The sequence below is a fragment of the Pseudomonas sp. NPDC096917 genome, assembly GCF_044762555.1.
Lineage (GTDB): Bacteria > Pseudomonadota > Gammaproteobacteria > Pseudomonadales > Pseudomonadaceae > Aquipseudomonas.
The window spans coordinates 257,998-276,514 of sequence record NZ_JBIWEO010000002.1; the positions used below are offsets into that span (position 1 = coordinate 257,998).

Consider the following 18,517-nt stretch of genomic DNA (forward strand, 5'->3'; position numbering starts at 1 on the left):
AAATAATATTCGGTGTGAAAAAGACTGCTTTTGTACCAGCTCGTTCGCACACAATTTATTAAGAGTGTAAAGAAACACCTCTATAACTTCGTCTTAACTCAGATCTGAAGCGTGAAAATCGGCAAAAAAACGAATTTTACCGAGTTACATCCACACTTTCAGCTCGGCTCCTATACTGCCCGATCAAACGTGGTCTGATCGTCATTGGCTTGATAGACGTGGCCGCCAGTAAAACGGATCAGTATCCTAGCACCTCATCACCCGCAGACGCTAAGGCCAAGCGGGCAGCCCAACAGGTTTAAAAACGAATGAATGCTCTAGCCCGCCACGCTGCTGGCCTGTTCTTCAGCACAGTATTAGTCCCGCTCTCGGCCTTTGCAGCCGATGCACAGCCCACCCACGAGTTTCGTCTGGACAATGGCCTGAAAGTCATCGTGCGTGAAGATCACCGCGCCCCAGTCGTGGTATCGCAGGTTTGGTACAAAGTGGGCTCCAGTTACGAGACGCCCGGCAAGACCGGTCTGTCCCACGCCCTTGAGCACATGATGTTCAAAGGCAGCAATAAAGTAGGCCCCGGCGAGGCTTCGTTGATTCTGCGCGACCTCGGTGCCGAGGAAAACGCCTTCACCAGCGACGACTATACGGCCTACTACCAAGTGCTGGCCCGGGACCGCTTGGGCGTTGCCTTTGAGCTGGAAGCCGACCGCATGGCCAGCCTCCGCTTGCCACCGGAAGAGTTCAAGCGCGAAATTGAGGTGATTAAAGAAGAACGTCGCCTGCGCACTGACGACAATCCGATGAGCAAGGCTTACGAGCTGTTCAGCGCCATGGCCTACCCGTCCAGTGGCTACCACACGCCCACTATCGGCTGGATGGTTGACCTGGAACGCATGAATGTTGCCGAGCTGCGCGCCTGGTACGAAGAGTGGTACGCCCCCAACAACGCCACGCTGGTGGTGGTGGGTGATGTGACCCCGGATGAAGTCAAAGCCCTGGCCCAGCGCTACTTTGGCCCGGTGCCCAAGCGTGATCTGCCGATTGCCAAAATACCTCTCGAACTGGCCACTCCCGGCGAGCGTCTGCTCAAGATCCACGTTCAAACGCAACTGCCAAGCCTGATGCTGGGCTTTAACGTGCCGAGCATCGCCACGGCCAAAGACCCTGTGACCGCCAACGCCCTGCGCCTGATCTCGGCATTGTTGGACGGTGGCTACAGCGCTCGCATGCCGACTCAGTTGGAGCGCGGCGAAGAGCTGGTGTCCAGCGCCTCGTCCAGCTACAACCCTTTCACCCGCGGCGACAGCCTGTTCTTGCTTTCGGCAATGCCCAACAGCCAGAAAAAAGTCACGCTGGCCCAGACCGAAGCCGGGCTGTGGCGCTTGCTGGATGACTTGAAAAAGACCCCTCCTTCCGCTGAAGAGCTTGAGCGTGTGCGCGCCCAGGTGATTGCCGGCCTGGTGTACGAGCGCGACTCGATCACCAGCCAGGCCTCCTCGATTGGCCAGCTGGAAACCGTGGGCCTGTCATGGAAGTTGATGGACAGCGAATTGGCTGACCTGCAAAAAGTCACCCCGGCCGACATTCAACAGGCGGCTCGTACCTATTTCACTCGCGACCGTCTCAGCGTTGCGCATGTACTGCCCGAGGAAAAGACCCATGAGTGAGCGTAAAGCCCCCCGCTACGCCCTGCTCGCCCTGACCACTGCGGTTCTGGTCGGCGCACTCGGCTACTATTTCGCCAGCCCCGCTGAATCGGTGGCCGGCCAGGCCCTGGATCAAGCCAAGTCCGAGCGCAAGCTAGAGTCTTTGGCTGAACTCGACGGCAAGGCCCCTACTAATCGCAAACTGAATGTACAAACCTGGCAAACCGCCGAAGGCTCCAAGGTGCTGTTCGTCGAGGCCCGCGAACTGCCGATGTTCGACCTGAGCGTGACCTTCGCCGCCGGTAGCAGCCAGGACGAAAACACCCCTGGCTTGGCGGTACTGACCAACGCCATGCTCAACGAAGGCGTGACAGGTAAAGACGTTGGCGCCATTGCTCAAGGCTTTGAAGGCTTGGGCGCAGCATTTGGCAATGGCGCTTATCGCGACATGGCCATTGCATCGCTGCGCAGCCTGAGCGATGTCGACAAGCGCACCCCGGCGCTCAACCTGTTTGCCGAAGTCGTGGGCAAACCCACCTTCCCGGCCGACTCGCTGGCGCGCATCAAAAACCAGCTTCTCGCAGGCTTTGAAGTTCAAAAACAGAACCCTGGCAAGCTGGCGAGCAATGAACTGTTCAGCCGTCTGTACGGCAGCCATCCTTACGGCCACCCCACTGACGGATCAGCCCAAAGCATCGGTTCGATCACCCTCGACCAGATCAAGGCTTTCCATAACAAAGCCTATACCGCTGGCAACGCGGTGATTGCGATAGTCGGTGATCTGTCTCGCGCCGAAGCCGAAGCCATCGCCGCTCAAGTGTCAGCTGCGCTGCCTAAAGGCCCTGCGGTGGCCAAGATTGCACAACCGGTGGAGCCTAAAGCGGGCGAAACCCACATTGAGTTTCCATCCAAACAGACCCAACTGCTGCTGGCCCAACTGGGTGTCGGCCGCGATGACCCTGATTACCCCGCCTTGCTGCTGGGCAATAAAGTCTTGGGCGGCGGTGGCTTTGGTACCCGCCTGATGACCGAGGTGCGTGAAAAACGTGGCCTGACCTACGGCGTGTACTCAAACTTTAGCCCCATGCAGGCGCGTGGCCCGTTCATGATCAACCTGCAAACCCGTGCCGAATTGAGCGAAGGCACGCTCAAACTGGTGCAAGACATTTTGGCTGACTACCTGAAAAACGGTCCGACGCAAAAAGAACTCGACGATGCCAAGCGTGAATTCGCCGGCAGCTTCCCGCTGTCAACCGCCAGTAACGCGGCAATCGTCGGCCAACTGGGCGCGATAGGCTTCTATGATCTGCCTTTGGACTATCTGGAAACCCTGAGGCAGCAGTCCCAAAACCTGACGATCGAACAGGTCAAGGACGCCATGAACAAGCACTTGAGCGCCGACAAAATGGTCGTAGTGACCGCCGGCCCAACCGTGCCGCAAAAACCACTGCCACCTCCTACCGATAAACCTTCAGAGCAACCTCTTGGGGTTCCGGAGCATTAATGGCAAAGCCAAAAAACACATCGCACTCAGGTGCCGGTCAATTACGCATCATTGGCGGGGAATGGCGCAGCCGCAAGCTCGACTTCCCCCATGTAGAAGGTCTGCGCCCCACGCCGGACCGTGTCCGTGAAACCCTGTTCAACTGGTTGGCCCCGGACATCGTCGGCGCCAAGGTGCTGGACGTGTTCGCCGGCAGCGGCGCGCTGTTCCTTGAAGCCTTGTCACGCGGGGCGGCCAAAGGCCTGGCCTTGGACAGCAACCGTGAAGCCATCTCCAACATCCGCGAAAACATGGGCCTGCTGCGCTGCACCGTCGGTGACGTGCAACAGACCGATGCCCTGCGCTTCCTGGACGCGACCCCGAGCGACACCTTCAATGTGGTGTTCCTTGACCCGCCCTTCCACAAAGACCTGCTCAAGCCTGCGTGCGACCTGCTGGAGCAACGCGGCTGGCTGGCTGACGACGCATGGGTTTACACCGAAAGCGAACAACGCCCCTCCGAACTCGGCTTGCCCGCCAACTGGCGCCTGCACCGGGAACAAAAAGCCGGCGGCGTGAATTACGCCCTGTGGGAGCGCCAAGCGCCTCAGGCGGCCGCAGCCCTGTAACAACCGCTGAATGCTGAGCAATAGTTGCCGCGCCTTGCGGCAACAATTGCACACAGCCTCTGCCGTACGTCCTATCTATCTACCGCACCCATCGCCCTTCGCTATCGCATTCTGCGGGTTCCCACTGATCAATCGCCTCGCGTGCACTCCGCACCGAGCGGCGCGTTCAAGAACAACGGAATGTAAGCGATGACCTTTTCGACTGAAAAACCCACTCACGAATTCACCCTGGAGAACGGGCTGCGCGTGATCGTGCGCCAGGACCACCGTACGCCAGACATTTGCACCTCACTGTTTCACAAAGTCGGCACCGACCACGAACGCCCGAACCAGCGCGGGCTGGCGTATCTGGCGGGTGGCGCAACCTTCAAGGACAAACACCTCGAGAGAACAATCGGCGCCGTGGCCACTGGCTGGCTTGATTACCATGTCAGCACCTACAGCCTGGAGGCTCCCGCGGCCCAACTGTCGACCGTGCTGAAGTTGCTCGCAGCCAGAATGACACCCCAGGAACTGACCCAAGAACGACTCAACAAAGGCATCAAGCGCGCTCAAGAACTCGAAGAAAGCGACCCGTACTTCACCTCCGATTACTGGATTACGCCGCCATTTGAGCAACTGATCTTTCCTCAAGCGGGCCAGCCGTACAAATTCGGCAACATCGACGACCTTGCACGCATCACGATGCACGACGTACTGCGCTGGCATGAAGAAGGTTACGCATCCAACAATTCGATTCTGGTCATCGTTGGCGACACAACACCTGATGAGGTAAAGCCTTTGGTTCAGCACCTGTTTGGTGATCTCGCCCCGTTCAACGGTTTTACGCCGATAGAACAAGCCGCCAGCCCGTTTGAGGCCGATGAGCGCAGACTGACTCAACACCTCGATACGGCCCTGCCACGGCTGCAGATGGCCTTTAATACGCCAAGCCTTGCTACCCCTGGCGCTACGGCCGACATCCGCGCCCTGCAAGTGATCAGCGCCCTACTGACCAAAGGCCCACAGGCCTGGCTGCCGGCACGCTTGTCTGAGGGCAATGCCACGCTGTACAGCGTGACCAGCCGTCTTCCGGCCTTTCGCCTAAAAGATGACCTCTTCCTGATTGCTGCCACACTGGGCGTAGACACCTCGTTGTCGGTGCAACAGGTAGAGCTGGAAATCAAACAGCTCCTGGAATCATTGAAAAACCACACGCTGGATCGCGAAACATTGCAGTACGGCCAGCATCAGGCTCTGCAAAGCCTGGAAGCACTCGACACCCTGGAAATGCAGACCTCGATCATGGGCAACCTGGCAGTTATCGACCAGCCATGGGCGCTGATCGATAGCGAAGCCGAGCAGATTCAAAACGTGACAGCCGATGACATCCAGCGGGTGGCCAACAAGTACTTCACCCCCGGGCGCTTGAGCGTGGCGCATATCCTGCCGCGAGAGGCCTGATGACCCATTAGACAGGCACCGAACTGCACACACCGCTTGGGCACCGGGCCGTGTTGTGGCAACTTAGGCACTTTCCAACAGCTGTCACCGACTGAGAAATCAAGTGCGCGCCCTCGCTACCCCTGCGTTACCCTTGGAACTGTTCACTCCAGCTTCAGGCCTCGGCAACCCTCATTTGCAAACGCTGTGGGGGCCGCTGTGGCGCACCAAACCTGTTGTTGAACATCAACGCGAGCGCCTGTGGCTCGAAGATGGCGACTTTCTGGATCTGGACTGGCACGGCACGCCATCGGCCCATGAACCCCTGGTGCTGGTGTTGCATGGCCTGACCGGGTCTTCGGGTTCGCACTACATCGCGGGTCAGCAAAGCGCACTGGCGAGACAAGGCTGGGCCAGTGTGGCCTTGAACTGGCGCGGCTGCTCAGGGGAGCCCAACCTGCTGGCGCGCAGCTACCACTCCGGGGCCAGTGAAGACCTGGCGGCGACCGTTGCGCACCTGCGCACGCGCTACCCGCTGGCACCGATCTATGCTGTGGGCTACTCGCTGGGGGGTAATGTGTTGCTCAAGTACCTGGGCGAATCAGGCAGCGCCAGCGGCCTGCAAGGCGCCGTTGCGGTATCGGTGCCGTTTCGCCTCGACCAATGCGCCGACCGTATCGGCATCGGGTTTTCGAAGGTGTATCAAGCGCACTTCATGCGCGAGATGGTCGCGTACGTCAAAACCAAGCAACGCCAGTTTCAACACGACGCCAAGCACGAAGCGCTGGCGGCATTGGCCAAACTGGGCACACTTAAATCCTTGAGCAAACTGCGCACCTTCTGGGAATTCGACGACCGGGTTACCGCTCCGCTCAATGGCTATCAAGGCGTGGACGATTATTACCGCCGCGCGTCCAGTCGTTACTTCCTGGGAGCCATTGAAACGCCAACGCTGATTATCCAGTCCGAAGACGATCCGTTTGTGTTCAAGCACAGCATTCCCGAAGCCTGCGAACTCTCGGCCAGCACCGAACTGGAACTGCACAGCCGGGGTGGCCATGTGGGCTTCGTGGAAGGTTCGCTGAGAACGCCCCGGTATTATCTTGAACGACGCATTCCACGGTGGCTGGCAAGCCTCAAGCCTGAGTCTGCGTAATGAATGTTGAGCAAGGTGAGTCAATCCACTTTTGGCAAGCGGCACCGCTGCCAGGCGTCGAGTTGCTCACCGCGCGTTACATCGAGCACCGTTTCGTGCCCCACGTGCACGATGGTTTTGTGATTGGCATGATCATGGCCGGCGCCCAGCGATACCGCTATCGTGGGGCCGAACACCTGGCACCCACTGGCACGCTGGTGCTGATCAACCCCGACGAAGTTCACAACGGTCACAAAGGCCATGACGCGGGCTGGCACTATCGGGCGTTTTATCCCGACAACGCGCAGTTACGCGGGCTGCTGGAAGAACTGGGGCTGCCCGCCACCCACTTGCCGACTTTCAATGAAACGCTGCTGCAAGACCCGGACCTGTTCAATGGCTTGCGCCAATTGCATCAACTGCTCGAAGGTCCGGAGTCTGCGCTGCACCAGCAAACGGTCTGGCGCCAAATGATGCTCGCCCTGCTCAATCGCCATGCCCGCCTGCCGATGCCGGGAAAGCCTGGGGTTGAGCATCGCGCAGTCAGCCAGGCCAAGGAGTTGCTGCAGGCGCGACTGGCCGAACCGCTTTCGCTGGAAGAACTGGCGGCGGCGGTCAACGTGTCACCGTTTCATTTGGCCCGGGTGTTTCAACGAGCGACCGGCATGCCGCCGCACACCTGGCTGATGCAGCAACGCATCGCCCATGCACGGGCATTGTTGCAGCAAGGATGGTTACCGTTACAGGTGGCCACACAACTGGGCTTTGCAGACCAAAGCCACCTGAGCCGGCAGTTTAAAAAGGTCTATGGCGTAGGCCCCGGTGCGTACAGGGCAGCCAGTGCCCATGCCTGACTCGCGTGGGAGCTGGCGCAATGTAATGGCCTCAATCACCCGTCGCTACGCCACGCGCGGGGTCATTGATCCACTCACTCCACGAGCCTGCATACAGCTTGCCCAACGGGTATCCGGCCAATCCCAGTGCAAACAGATTGTGGCACGCCGTCACGCCCGAGCCGCAATACGCCACCAGTTCTTCGGGTGAGCGGCCTGCCAATTGTTCGGCAAAGCGCTGTTTCAGCTGTTCAGCGGGCAAGAAGCGCCCCGTACTGTCGAGATTTTCAGCAAACGCTGCACACTGCGCGCCCGGAATGTGTCCGGCCACGGGGTCGATGGGCTCGACCTCGCCACGAAAACGCGGCCTGGCGCGAGCGTCGATCAAGGTCAGACCCGGCTCGCCAAGGCGTTTTTGCAGTTGCTTGGCGCTCAGCAACAAGTGGTTATCCGGCTGGCCGTTGAAGGTTCCGCCCCCCTTGACCGGCGCGTCCAGGCTCAACGGCAAGCCCGCCGCATGCCAGGCCTTTAGCCCGCCATCGAGAATAAACACGCCGTCGCGCTTGCCCAGCCAGGCCAGCAACCACCAGGCACGGGCCGCAAAAGCACCCGGACCATCGTCATACAGCACCACATCGCTATCGTCGTTGATGCCCCACGCACGCAAACGCTCAAGCAGCGCCTGCGCATCAGGCAGCGGATGGCGGCCCGTCACGCCTTTGATCACCGGCCCGCTCAGGTCCCGCTCAAGATCAGCGAACTGGGCCTCGGCAATATGCCCTTCGGCATAGCTGCTGCGGCCATAGTCCGGGTCTTCCAACGCAAAACGACAATCCAGAATGACCAGTCCGGGCTGAGCCTGACGCTCATCCAAGGCTTGAGGGCTGATCAGTTGCGCAACGGGCATAGTGAACTCCTGTGAGGGGGTGAAAGGCCGTTAATGTACGTCCATTACCTGTTCCAATGGGACGTAAAACTCCTTGATCAGCTCATCGACCGCGTCACGGTACTGATCGGTGACGAAGCCCGACTCTAGCACCAGCAGTTGATAGATTCCGCGCCTGATAGCCTGTTCGCAAAGCTGCTCACGGTTCTCGCTACTGGTGCACAAAAAACCGATCCACGACGTAAGAATGATCCAGGCATTGAGGGTCAATGCTTCGATCTGCTGTGGCGTCATGTCCAGAATCCCCGCTTTCACAAACCCCGTATAGATCGCCTGCCCCTGCCGCAGACATTGCTCGTAAAAGCGGCGATAGCGAACCGCCAGCTCTGCGTCGCTCTGCAGCAGGTGCTCAATGTCGCGGTAGAAAAACCGGTAGCGCCACATGGCATTCAGCAGGTGCTTCAAGTAATCGCGCTTGTCGCTGATAGCAGGAACACGCCCTTCTGGCGGGTGCAAAAAGCCCAACACCAGCGTCTCGTACTCCTCAAACAAGACCCAGATAATCGCCTGCTTGTTCGCAAAGTGGTAATACAAATTACCCGGCGAAATTTCCATGTGGGCGGCAATGTGATTGGTGCTGACACTGCGCTCACCCAACTGGTTAAACAGTTCAAGACTGGTATTAACGATGCGCTGGCTGGTTTTTAATCGTGCGGCCATAGCTTGGACTTAAGTGAACATTTAAAAACATCTTAAGGCTTGAGCACAGATCGTTAAACAACCTGAATGGTAGCCCCCCCCAATTGACAACATAGAGCGCAAGCTCTAAAAACAACGTAGCTCTCACAAGAACAATCAATAAGAAACCTGCAGGAGCGAACCATGTCTGCCGACAGTGCCCACCATCACGCATCCTCTCTCCTGCCGAGTGACCTCCAGTCCCTTTTCGCCACACAGCGCAAAGCCTACGCAGAACATCCATTCCCACCAATAGCACAACGCTATCAATGGCTGAAAAGTCTACGCCGAATTCTCAGTGATGAGCGCGATGTATTAATCGACGCCATCAGCCAGGACTTCAGCCATCGCAGCCCTGATGAAACCTTGTTTGCCGAGGTGATGCCCAGTCTGCACAGCATTGACTACACCCTCAAACATTTGAGCCGCTGGATGAGGCCCTCATCGCGCAGCGTGGGCGTGATGTTCCAACCCGCCAGTGCCAAGGTGGTCTACCAGCCACTGGGCGTGGTCGGGATTATCGTGCCGTGGAACTACCCGTTGTACCTGGCAATGGGGCCTTTGATTGGCGCATTGGCGGCAGGCAATCGGGTCATGCTCAAACTCAGTGAATTCACCCCGGCCACTGGCCGCTTGCTCAAGGATTTGCTGGGGAGGATCTTTCCCGAAGACATGGTCACGGTGGTTCTGGGTGATGCGCAGGTGGCCGTGGCGTTTTCGAGTCTGGCGTTCGATCACCTGCTGTTCACCGGCTCGACCCATGTCGGCAAGCTGGTAATGCGCGCTGCGGCTGAAAACCTCACCCCGGTAACCCTGGAACTGGGCGGTAAATCGCCTTCCATCGTATCGGCCGATGTACCGCTCAAAGACGCAGCCCAGCGCATTGCCTGGGGTAAAACCATGAATGCCGGGCAAACCTGCATCGCGCCGGACTACGTACTGGTGCCGCAAGACCGGGTCGAAGGCTTTATCGAGGCTTACCGCCAGGCCGTTCATGGGTTTTATCCGACCCTGACCGATAACCCGGACTACACCGCGATCATCAGCGAACGCCAAGTGGCACGCCTTGAGCACTTGCAAACAGACGCCACGCTCAAGGGCGCCCGGCTGATCCCGCTGTATGCACAAGGCCAGGGGCAGCGCATGCCCCACGCCCTGTTGCTGGATGTAAACGACGAGATGCAGGTCATGCAGGACGAAATCTTCGGCCCGCTGCTCCCAGTGGTGGCCTACACCACCCTGGAGCAGGCGCTGGCCTACATCAACGCCAGGCCTCGCCCGCTCGCGCTGTATTACTTTGGCTACGACAAGGCCGAGCAGCAGAGCGTGATCCAGAACACACACTCCGGCGGCGTCTGCATCAACGAAACCCTGTTGCATGTGGCTATCGACGATCTGCCTTTTGGGGGTATTGGCCATTCGGGGATGGGGCACTACCACGGTCACGAAGGCTTTTTGACCTTCAGCAACGCCAAAGGCGTTTTGATCAAACAGCGCTGGAACAGTTCGCTGACGATCTATCCGCCTTATGGCCGACACCTGGTGCGCCTGATTCAAAAGCTGTTTATCCGCTAGCCCCTTACGGCGAGACTTGCCCATGCCTGAATCGCATGTTGAAACGGCGCTGCTGTCACGTCGCGGTGCTTTAAAAATCGGCTTGTGCGCAACGGCTTTTCTCGCGGTCGCGGGGTTGGGCGCCAGCCTCAGTGGCTGCTCGACCAGCACCAGCGCCCGTGGCTATGAGGTACTGCGTAGCGCTGATCTGGATTTTCTGCAGGCATTGATTCCGGTCATGCTGGCGGGCAGCATCGACCATGCCGCCCTTCCCGGCGCGACAGACGCCACTTTGCATCAACTGGACGACAACCTGGCTCACCTGTCGCCCGAGCTGCTCAAGCTGACCCTGCAACTGTTCGACGTACTGGCCATGCCGGTGACACGCGGCCCGCTGACCGGCGTGTGGGACAGTTGGGAAAACGCCAGCCCCGAGAGCATTCAGCATTTCTTGCAGCGCTGGCAAAACAGCAGCCTCAAGCTGTTGCGCATGGGCCATGGTTCGTTAGTGCAGTTGGTGATGATGAGCGGCTACGAACAGCCCGAGTTATGGGCCCATTGCGGGTATCCCGGCCCACCGAAAATTTAACTGAACAAGCCAGCTCCCACAGACCTCTTATCCCGATGAGAAACCGCTTATGCCCGTACCCGATCTGTTCCGCGAAGGCCTGGCGCGAGGCTGGAAAACCTATGACGGTTCGCGACTCGACAGCGATCTGACGCTCGAGGCCGACGTCGCCATCATCGGAAGCGGCGCAGGCGGGGGTACCACGGCTGAGATCCTCAGTCACGCCGGATATAAGGTATTGCTGATCGAGGAAGGCCCGCTCAAAACCAGCAGCGATTTCAAGCTGCTCGAAGGCGAGGCCTACTCCAGCCTGTACCAAGAAGGCATCGGGCGCATGAGCAAAGACGGCGCCATCAGTATTCTGCAAGGCCGTGCCGTGGGTGGCACCACGCTGGTCAACTGGACGTCGAGCTTTCGCACCCCGGCGCAAACCCTGGAACATTGGGCCCGCGAGCACGCGGTCAAAGGCCACAGCGAAGAGGCCATGGCGCCCTGGTTTGAGCACATGGAACAACGTCTGGGCGTCGCACCGTGGTTGATCCCGCCCAATGCCAACAACGAGGTGATTCGCAACGGCTGTGAAAAACTTGGCTACAACTGGCACGTAATCCCGCGCAATGTGCGCGGTTGCTGGAACCTGGGCTATTGCGGCATGGGTTGCCCGACCAATGCCAAGCAATCGATGCTGGTCACGACCATCCCTGCCACCTTGGAAAACGGCGGCGAACTGCTCTATCTGGCGCGCGCCCAGCGCTTGCTGATCACCGGCGATCAGATTACCGGCCTGCAATGCCAAGGCATGGACAGCCGCTGCGTGGCGCCCAATGGCCGCACCATCACGGTCAAGGCCCGGCATTACGTACTGGCGGGTGGCGGTATTAACACACCGGGCTTGCTGATGCGCTCTGAAACACCCGACCCTTATAAACGCGTGGGCAAACGGACATTTTTGCACCTGGTCAACTTCTCGGCTGCGCAATTTCCCGATGCCATCAGTCCGTTTTATGGCGCACCACAGTCAATTTACTCAGATCATTTTCAGTGGAAAGACGGCACCACGGGCCCCATGGGCTACAAGCTCGAAGTCCCGCCCCTGCACCCGGCACTGGCCGCCACCTTGTTTGCCAGTTATGGCGAAACCAGCGCCAAACACATGGCCCAGTTGCCGCATACCCACATGATGCTGGCCCTGATGCGCGATGGTTTTCACCCCGACAGCCCTGGCGGCAGTGTCGAACTGCGCAGTGATGGCAGCCCGGTGCTCGATTACAACCTCACGCCTTATGCCTGGGAAGGGCTCAAACGGGCTTTTCACAGCATGGCCGAGATCCAGTTCGCAGCGGGTGCCAGCAGCGTCATGCCGCTGCACAGTGATGCGCAGTACATCAATAGCCTGAGCAAAACCCGTGAGCGGATCGACAGTTTGAGCCTTGAGTTGTATCGCACACGGCTGGCCAGCGCTCATGTGATGGGGGGGTGTGCGATGGGTGAAAATCCGCAAACGGCAGTCACCGACAGCCTTGGGCGCCATCATCAAATACGCAATCTATCGATCCATGATGGCTCTTTGTTCCCCACCAGCATTGGTGCCAACCCACAATTGTCGGTGTACGGGCTCACGGCAAAACTCGCGACACAGCTGGTCGAAAGGCTTAAAAATCCGTGAAAAAGTACTTAATTCACCGCGTCTATAGTCCTTTCTTCTGCGAATGGCGACTTGGCCGACCGAGAAGGCTGCGATACCATCCGACTCCCCAACGGATTCCCGCCAGGACGACGCGATGAACCGAGTGTTGTACCCAGGTACATTTGACCCTATTACCAAGGGCCATGGCGATCTGGTCGAACGCGCCTCGCGCCTGTTCGATCATGTGATCATAGCGGTCGCTGCCAGCACTAAGAAAAACCCGCTCTTCCCTTTGGAACAGCGTGTTGAGCTGGCGCGTGAAGTCACCAAGCACCTGCCCAATGTTGAGGTAGTCGGCTTCTCGACACTGCTTGCGCACTTCGCCAAAGAACAGAACGCCAATGTCTTTCTGCGTGGCCTGCGAGCCGTGTCGGACTTCGAATACGAGTTCCAGCTGGCGAACATGAATCGCCAACTGGCTCCCGATGTCGAAAGCCTGTTTCTGACACCGTCAGAGCGTTATTCGTTTATTTCGTCGACATTGGTTCGTGAAATAGCGGCTTTAGGCGGCGACATCAGTAAGTTTGTGCACCCGGTTGTGGCCGATGCCCTGACCGAGCGGTTTCGCAAGAAGTAACCGCTGAAGCGGCGCCCGCGTGCACTACGGGCGCCAATGCGGCACAATTGCCGCATTCGATTTCAGTTGCCCGGGCAAACTGCCCCGGCCGGAGTACCCATGTCCCTGATCATCACCGACGATTGCATTAACTGCGACGTCTGCGAACCCGAGTGTCCGAACGCTGCTATTTCCCAGGGTGAAGAGATCTACGTGATCGACCCTAACCTGTGCACCCAGTGCGTCGGCCATTACGATGAGCCGCAATGCCAGCAGGTTTGCCCGGTGGACTGCATCCCGCTGGATGAAGCACACCCGGAAACCGAAGAAGAACTGATGGAAAAGTACCGGAAAATCACCGGCAAGGCCTGATGCCTTTCCTGCAGGAGCGAGCTTGCTCGCTCCTGCAGGGTATGCGATTGCTACGTCTGGCAGCGTGGGCAGAAAACGCTGGCACGCTGGCCCAGCTTGACTTCACGCAGTTCGGTGCCGCACACCTTGCACGCTTGGTACGCACGGCCGTACACGAATAATTCTTGCTGGAAGTAACCCGGCTGGCCATCACCCCCGATAAAGTCGCGCAATGTGGTACCGCCACGTTCAATGGCGGCGGCCAATATCCGCTTGATCTCAATCGCCAGCTTTAAATAGCGTGCCCGCGAAATGCTCTTGGCTTCACGACGTGGATCAATCCCGGCGGCGAACAACGCTTCGGTCGCATAAATATTGCCCACACCCACCACCACTGCGTTGTCCATGATGAACGGTTTGACTGCCATTGCACGCTTGCGCGACAGCTGGAACAGTCGATCACCATCAAACAGGTCGGTCAGCGGCTCCGGCCCCAGCTTGAGCAGCAGTTCGTGGTTCAGCGGATCAAGGCTCCAGAGCATCGCACCAAAGCGACGCGGGTCGGTGTAGCGCAAGGCCAGCCCCGACTCCAGTTCAATGTCCACGTGCTCGTGCTTGAGCGCTGGCAACCCGGCTTCCACCAGACGCAAATTACCCGACATGCCCAAATGACTGATCAACGTCCCGACTTCGGCGTTGATCAGCAGGTATTTGGCCCGGCGTTCAACCAACACGATTTTCTGCCCCGACAAGCGTATGTCGAGGTCTTCGGGGATCGGCCAGCGCAGGCGCCGGTCGCGCACAATCACCCGGCTGACCCGCTGCCCTTCAAGGTGCGGGGCAATACCACGGCGGGTTGTTTCGACTTCAGGTAATTCAGGCATCAGAGGCTCTCACTCGTGAGCACCCAGCTCGCGGATGCTTTCTTTCAAGTTCTCAAAGTCATACTCAGACAGACCGACGTAATCCAGTACCAGAGGGCCGACGCTGTTCCACTCATGGTCTTCACGCTGTTTGCCCAACACTTTGTATGAGGCGCAGATGTGCTCGGCCATCTTGAGAATCGCCAGCAGGTTTTTAAGCTGGCTGTTGCGCGACGACTGGTCGCTAAAAATCGCCAGCGCATTGTGGTGGTTGGCAATGGCTTCGGTCAGGTGCGCAGGCAAGCGCCAGGACTTGGCCGTGTAGTAGCCGACCACCGCATGGTTGGTGTTGTAATGCCGATTTTCTGTGTCGACCACCCGGCTGACCGGACCGGCGTTAGCGTAGCCCTGTTCCAGTACAGGCATGTACTCAGGGAAGCGCTTGAGCATCAGCGCAATGCCGCAATCGTGAAACAACCCCAGCGCATAAGCCTCATCAGCGGCCACAATACCGGTGCGCTTGGCCAGCGTCAGGCTGGTCATGGCAACGTCTTGGGCGGTGTCCCAAAAACGGTTGAGGGTCACGATGGTGTCGTCCGTCATTTCACCCTTGATCGACTGCGCGTTGATCAAGTTGATAATGGTGCGACTGCCCAACAGCGTCACCGCGCGGCGGATCGAGGCTATTTTGTGCGTCAGGCCGAAATACGGCGAATTGACGATTTTCATCAGTGCGCCGGACAAACCGGGATCCTGGGAGATCAAGCGGGCGATCACTTCCAGATCCGGATCAGGCATGTATTGCTCCATCTGCAAATCCACCATGATTTGCGGTTGAGGCGGCACACTGATGCCTTGCAGTGCCTGGCTGATCTGCTCGGATGAAAGCTCTGGGGGCATGTCGACTTACTCTGGATTAGGCCGCGATTCTAGCGGAAATTTATCACCGGATGGGCGCGTGATCCGACGCAATACCGCGAATCTACCAAGCTTGAAGGCCACGTCTAAGGCTATAATCGCGCCCTTTTCAATACCCGGAGCGACGTCATGTCCCTGCCAAGCCTGCGCCTTAAAGCCAATGCCGATCGACGCCTGCGCGCCGGCCACCTGTGGATCTACAGCAACGAAATTGATGTAGCCACCACCCCTCTTCACGGTTTTAAAGCGGGCGACCAAGCCGTGCTCGAAACAGCCACCGGCAAACCGCTGGGCATCGTGGCCATGAGCCCGAACAACCTGATCTGCGCGCGCCTGCTGTCGCGCGACATTAAGTTGCCGCTGGACAAGTCGCTGCTGGTACACCGCCTCAACATGGCCCTGTCCCTGCGCGAGCGTCTGTTTGACAAGCCGTACTACCGCTTGGTGTACGGCGATTCTGATCTGCTGCCAGGTTTGGTCGTTGACCGTTTCGGCGACATTCTGGTGGTTCAGCTGGCGTCAGCAACCATGGAACAGCACAAGGACGACGTGATCGCCGCCCTGGTGCAAGTCATCAAGCCAAGCGGCATTCTGTTCAAGAACGACTCGGCCGCCCGCGATGCCGAAGGCCTTGAACGTTACGTTGAAACCGTGTTCGGCCTGGTGCCGGAGTGGGTTGCCCTGGAAGAAAACGGCGTGAAGTTCGAAGCGCCAGTCATGGCGGGCCAGAAAACCGGCTGGTTCTACGACCACCGCATGAACCGCGCCCGTCTGGCGCCGTACGTCAAAGGCAAGAAGGTACTGGACCTGTTCAGCTACATCGGCGGCTGGGGCGTACAAGCGGCTGCGTTTGGCGCCAGCGAAGTGACCTGCGTCGACGCCTCCTCGTTTGCACTCGACGGTGTAGAACGCAACGCCGCGCTGAACGGCTTTGCTGAGCGCGTCACCTGCATGGAAGGCGACGTGTTTGAGGCGCTGAAAGAGCTCAAAGCCAACGAAGAGCGTTTCGACGTGATCGTGGCTGATCCGCCAGCCTTCATCAAACGCAAAAAAGACCTGAAAAACGGCGAAGGTGCTTACCGCCGCCTGAACGAGCAAGCCATGCGCCTGCTCACCAAAGACGGGATTCTGGTCAGCGCTTCGTGCTCGATGCACCTGCCCGAAGACGACCTGCAAAACATCCTGCTGACCAGCGCTCGCCATCTGGATCGCAACATCCAGCTGCTGGAACGCGGCGGCCAGGGCCCGGATCACCCGGTTCACCCGGCTATCGTCGAAACACGCTACATCAAGAGCATCACCTGCCGCTTGCTGCCTAACAGCTAAGTCGCCTGGGGAGCGAGCTTGCTCGCTCCCCAGTATTTGGCATCAAGGCTCTGAAGGTTTATCCGCCCTCGGGCTCAGCTCTACGCCACCTATCTCCAACGATTGGTAACGCGGTTTCACCACCTTCGCTTTCCCTTCCCGAATAAGCTCAATCAGTGCCATCGGGTTGTCATCGATCTCAAACATGCCCGCACGCTGCCATTTACCCTGAGCATCGCGTTTAAAGAAGTACAACGGGCCAGACCAGGACTGCTTGGGCACTTGCAGCACTTCGTTTTGCCCATCCTGATCCAGATCGACTGCCCACATCGCGCACCCAGGATACAGACACAGATGGCCAGGCATGCCCAGCGCCTCGAACTGCTGACTGCCGTCCACGGCAGGCCCGATCCACTCCAGCAACCTGTCGCTCGACGTGCTTACGCCCTGGCTCGTGTCCGCCTCCTTGAGTCGCTTCAACAGCACCTGCCGTGCGGGCTCATCCAGCACCTTGCCGTGCTCGACTTGCGCCAATAAAGCCTCAAATGCCTGCTTGCCCGGCAAGCCCAGTTGATAGCGCAGCGTTTGCGCATCAAACGCATCAGCCGCTGTTTTGCCGCTCAACAAGCGCTGCACCTGATTCTTCGCACTGATCTGCAACGGGTTGAACCAAGGCGTATGAATCGCCAGTAATAACGCCACGCACACCAGGGCAATCCATGGATTGCTGACACGCAACGTGCCCAACCAATGGGAGCGCGACGCAAACACGGCCCAAACCGCCGCCACGCTGTGGGCAAAGACCACCAGCACCAGCAGCATCGCCAACAGACGGCTTGGGGTCAGGCCGTATTGTTCAATTCGCAACCAGCTCGAATAGCCTGCCAACACCACGAGAACCGGCAAGCACAGCAAGCACAGATCAACCATGCGCACCAGCCACAACGGGTAACCACTGCTCTGGTGCCCGTCCTGAAACACGCCGTTGAGAAAGAACAGATTGACCGCCACCAGACACAGCATGATCGGCGTCGAATAGCCCGTATCCCATATCGGCGCCAGCCCGCTAAAGGGCAGCGCACACGTGAACACAATCGCAATCATCGAACTCAGCGGCAGCAGAAAACGGCACAGCGTGAGCAGAATCCCGCGCAACAGGCCAATCACCCGATCATTCTCACGGCCCATGTGCAGGCCCAGCGCGAACACCATCATCGAACCGACACAGAGAAACCCGGTGGTTGTGAAGAGCTTATTCAGCGCGACAATTCCGAGCATCTTGAACAAGCTGCCCCACAAGAACAGAAGCGCCCAAAACACCGCCGCCAGCAGCAAGCCCAGCAACACAATAAACACCGTGTCCCAGGCATGGCGAAACAAGTCTTCGTAGCGCGGCATGCGCCCTTCACCGGTCGGCCAACTGAGGATAAACACCGTCACGATGTATGTAATGACCACCGAAAAGAACAGCCAGCTGCCTTCCAGCCAATTATTGAAGCGCCAAGGCTCTCCAGCGTCGTGGAACACCCAGGCGCTGATCGCCGTCATCAGCAGGGTAAAAGCACCCACCCACCAAATCGTCCCCCGCTGACGCACACTGTCGCCCAGCAATATCAAATTGATACCACCGACCAGTGTGAAGTCGACCAACGCATTGTTGAGACTCGCCCCGCTAATAGTGCTTGCCAGCCACAGTAAAAGTCCTTGGACCAAGCCAATGGCCAGACACCTGTAAACGGAACGGTTGAGGGTAAGCATTCAGTATCCTTGCTGAAAAAAATCAGCCTTCACTCTATCGCCTGAGGGTCGATAACGCCTAGGCCTATGGGGAAACCTCAATACATCCCGTTTAGAGAGCAGCTGGGACGATAAAAGTATTTTCTTACAGGAATACAGGCGCCGACCTACCTAGTAGCGCGTTGAAAAAGTGCGCACCGACAGGCAAC

The 18,517-nt window shown here is 58.4% G+C and carries 17 protein-coding genes; 12 read left to right on the top strand and 5 right to left on the bottom strand.

Annotated features, from left to right (window positions below; all coding sequences use genetic code 11):
* Positions 1-308 precede the first annotated feature (308 nt).
* The 6 genes from ACIQYF_RS03360 (at position 309) to ACIQYF_RS03385 (ending at position 7,166) form a co-directional block, all read left to right on the top strand.
* The gene (locus ACIQYF_RS03360) at positions 309-1,664 is read left to right on the top strand and encodes a M16 family metallopeptidase (RefSeq protein WP_402856857.1); all 1,356 of its coding nucleotides are present in this window, start codon (positions 309-311) and stop codon (positions 1,662-1,664) included.
* Positions 1,657-3,147: a M16 family metallopeptidase gene (locus tag ACIQYF_RS03365; protein WP_402856859.1), complete on the top strand. Its 1,491-nt coding sequence runs from the start codon at positions 1,657-1,659 to the stop codon at positions 3,145-3,147. Before ACIQYF_RS03360 ends, ACIQYF_RS03365 begins: the two co-directional genes overlap by 8 nt.
* Complete coding sequence (rsmD, locus tag ACIQYF_RS03370; RefSeq protein ID WP_402856861.1) at positions 3,147-3,755, top strand: 16S rRNA (guanine(966)-N(2))-methyltransferase RsmD; 609 nt, start codon at positions 3,147-3,149, stop codon at positions 3,753-3,755. Before ACIQYF_RS03365 ends, rsmD begins: the two co-directional genes overlap by 1 nt.
* Before the next feature lie 189 nt (positions 3,756-3,944).
* Positions 3,945-5,198 carry a M16 family metallopeptidase gene (locus ACIQYF_RS03375; protein WP_402856863.1) on the top strand — a complete coding sequence of 418 codons (1,254 nt, stop codon included), beginning with the start codon at positions 3,945-3,947 and terminating at the stop codon, positions 5,196-5,198.
* Between the two features lie 103 nt (positions 5,199-5,301).
* Positions 5,302-6,333: a hydrolase gene (locus tag ACIQYF_RS03380; RefSeq protein WP_402856865.1), complete on the top strand. Its 1,032-nt coding sequence runs from the start codon at positions 5,302-5,304 to the stop codon at positions 6,331-6,333.
* Positions 6,333-7,166 carry an AraC family ligand binding domain-containing protein gene (locus ACIQYF_RS03385; RefSeq protein WP_402856867.1) on the top strand — a complete coding sequence of 278 codons (834 nt, stop codon included), beginning with the start codon at positions 6,333-6,335 and terminating at the stop codon, positions 7,164-7,166. Before ACIQYF_RS03380 ends, ACIQYF_RS03385 begins: the two co-directional genes overlap by 1 nt.
* Positions 7,167-7,197: 31 nt before the next feature.
* On the opposite strand, the gene ACIQYF_RS03390 is transcribed toward ACIQYF_RS03385, so the two are convergent.
* On the bottom strand, positions 7,198-8,052 hold the full coding sequence (locus tag ACIQYF_RS03390; RefSeq protein ID WP_402856869.1) for a sulfurtransferase: 855 nt from the start codon (positions 8,050-8,052) through the stop codon (positions 7,198-7,200).
* A gap of 30 nt (positions 8,053-8,082) precedes the next feature.
* Positions 8,083-8,751, bottom strand: a complete 669-nt coding sequence (locus ACIQYF_RS03395) for a TetR/AcrR family transcriptional regulator (RefSeq protein WP_402856871.1) — start codon at positions 8,749-8,751, stop codon at positions 8,083-8,085.
* Positions 8,752-8,913: 162 nt separating this feature from the next.
* Between ACIQYF_RS03395 and ACIQYF_RS03400 the strand changes: the two genes are divergently transcribed.
* The 5 genes from ACIQYF_RS03400 (at position 8,914) to ACIQYF_RS03420 (ending at position 13,506) form a co-directional block, all read left to right on the top strand.
* Entirely contained in the window at positions 8,914-10,344 is a 1,431-nt protein-coding gene (locus tag ACIQYF_RS03400) for a coniferyl aldehyde dehydrogenase (RefSeq protein WP_402856873.1), read from the top strand.
* A gap of 22 nt (positions 10,345-10,366) precedes the next feature.
* Positions 10,367-10,912, top strand: coding sequence for a twin-arginine translocation pathway signal protein (locus tag ACIQYF_RS03405; RefSeq protein ID WP_402856874.1), 546 nt, complete (start codon positions 10,367-10,369; stop codon positions 10,910-10,912).
* A 49-nt stretch (positions 10,913-10,961) separates the two neighbouring features.
* Complete coding sequence (locus ACIQYF_RS03410) at positions 10,962-12,557, top strand: GMC family oxidoreductase N-terminal domain-containing protein (protein WP_402856876.1); 1,596 nt, start codon at positions 10,962-10,964, stop codon at positions 12,555-12,557.
* A gap of 115 nt (positions 12,558-12,672) precedes the next feature.
* Positions 12,673-13,155, top strand: a complete 483-nt coding sequence (gene coaD, locus ACIQYF_RS03415; RefSeq protein ID WP_019409197.1) for a pantetheine-phosphate adenylyltransferase — start codon at positions 12,673-12,675, stop codon at positions 13,153-13,155.
* A 99-nt stretch (positions 13,156-13,254) separates the two neighbouring features.
* Positions 13,255-13,506, top strand: coding sequence for a YfhL family 4Fe-4S dicluster ferredoxin (locus tag ACIQYF_RS03420; RefSeq protein WP_261735591.1), 252 nt, complete (start codon positions 13,255-13,257; stop codon positions 13,504-13,506).
* Between the two features lie 50 nt (positions 13,507-13,556).
* On the opposite strand, the gene mutM is transcribed toward ACIQYF_RS03420, so the two are convergent.
* Both mutM and ACIQYF_RS03430 read right to left on the bottom strand, forming a co-directional pair.
* Positions 13,557-14,369, bottom strand: a complete 813-nt coding sequence (gene mutM / locus ACIQYF_RS03425) for a bifunctional DNA-formamidopyrimidine glycosylase/DNA-(apurinic or apyrimidinic site) lyase (RefSeq protein ID WP_402856879.1) — start codon at positions 14,367-14,369, stop codon at positions 13,557-13,559.
* Positions 14,370-14,378: 9 nt separating this feature from the next.
* Positions 14,379-15,194 carry an HDOD domain-containing protein gene (locus ACIQYF_RS03430; protein WP_402857177.1) on the bottom strand — a complete coding sequence of 272 codons (816 nt, stop codon included), beginning with the start codon at positions 15,192-15,194 and terminating at the stop codon, positions 14,379-14,381.
* Between the two features lie 201 nt (positions 15,195-15,395).
* On the opposite strand from ACIQYF_RS03430, the gene ACIQYF_RS03435 reads away from it, so the two are divergent.
* Positions 15,396-16,592 (top strand): class I SAM-dependent rRNA methyltransferase, encoded by a 1,197-nt coding sequence (locus tag ACIQYF_RS03435; protein WP_322236876.1) that lies wholly within the window; start codon positions 15,396-15,398, stop codon positions 16,590-16,592.
* A gap of 42 nt (positions 16,593-16,634) precedes the next feature.
* Here ACIQYF_RS03435 and ACIQYF_RS03440 read toward each other — a convergent pair whose 3' ends face one another.
* Entirely contained in the window at positions 16,635-18,329 is a 1,695-nt protein-coding gene (locus ACIQYF_RS03440; RefSeq protein WP_402856882.1) for a DUF4153 domain-containing protein, read from the bottom strand.
* Between the last annotated feature and the right edge of the window lie 188 nt (positions 18,330-18,517).

Coding starts and splice junctions, on each gene's coding strand:
- rsmD (WP_402856861.1), top strand. CDS start 3,147: ATGGCAAAGCCAAAAAACACATCGCACTCAGGTGCCGGTCAATTACGC.
- ACIQYF_RS03375 (WP_402856863.1), top strand. CDS start 3,945: ATGACCTTTTCGACTGAAAAACCCACTCACGAATTCACCCTGGAGAAC.
- ACIQYF_RS03385 (WP_402856867.1), top strand. CDS start 6,333: ATGAATGTTGAGCAAGGTGAGTCAATCCACTTTTGGCAAGCGGCACCG.
- coaD (WP_019409197.1), top strand. CDS start 12,673: ATGAACCGAGTGTTGTACCCAGGTACATTTGACCCTATTACCAAGGGC.
- ACIQYF_RS03400 (WP_402856873.1), top strand. CDS start 8,914: ATGTCTGCCGACAGTGCCCACCATCACGCATCCTCTCTCCTGCCGAGT.
- ACIQYF_RS03365 (WP_402856859.1), top strand. CDS start 1,657: ATGAGTGAGCGTAAAGCCCCCCGCTACGCCCTGCTCGCCCTGACCACT.
- mutM (WP_402856879.1), bottom strand. CDS start 14,369: ATGCCTGAATTACCTGAAGTCGAAACAACCCGCCGTGGTATTGCCCCG.
- ACIQYF_RS03420 (WP_261735591.1), top strand. CDS start 13,255: ATGTCCCTGATCATCACCGACGATTGCATTAACTGCGACGTCTGCGAA.
- ACIQYF_RS03405 (WP_402856874.1), top strand. CDS start 10,367: ATGCCTGAATCGCATGTTGAAACGGCGCTGCTGTCACGTCGCGGTGCT.
- ACIQYF_RS03440 (WP_402856882.1), bottom strand. CDS start 18,329: ATGCTTACCCTCAACCGTTCCGTTTACAGGTGTCTGGCCATTGGCTTG.
- ACIQYF_RS03395 (WP_402856871.1), bottom strand. CDS start 8,751: ATGGCCGCACGATTAAAAACCAGCCAGCGCATCGTTAATACCAGTCTT.
- ACIQYF_RS03360 (WP_402856857.1), top strand. CDS start 309: ATGAATGCTCTAGCCCGCCACGCTGCTGGCCTGTTCTTCAGCACAGTA.
- ACIQYF_RS03410 (WP_402856876.1), top strand. CDS start 10,962: ATGCCCGTACCCGATCTGTTCCGCGAAGGCCTGGCGCGAGGCTGGAAA.
- ACIQYF_RS03390 (WP_402856869.1), bottom strand. CDS start 8,052: ATGCCCGTTGCGCAACTGATCAGCCCTCAAGCCTTGGATGAGCGTCAG.
- ACIQYF_RS03435 (WP_322236876.1), top strand. CDS start 15,396: ATGTCCCTGCCAAGCCTGCGCCTTAAAGCCAATGCCGATCGACGCCTG.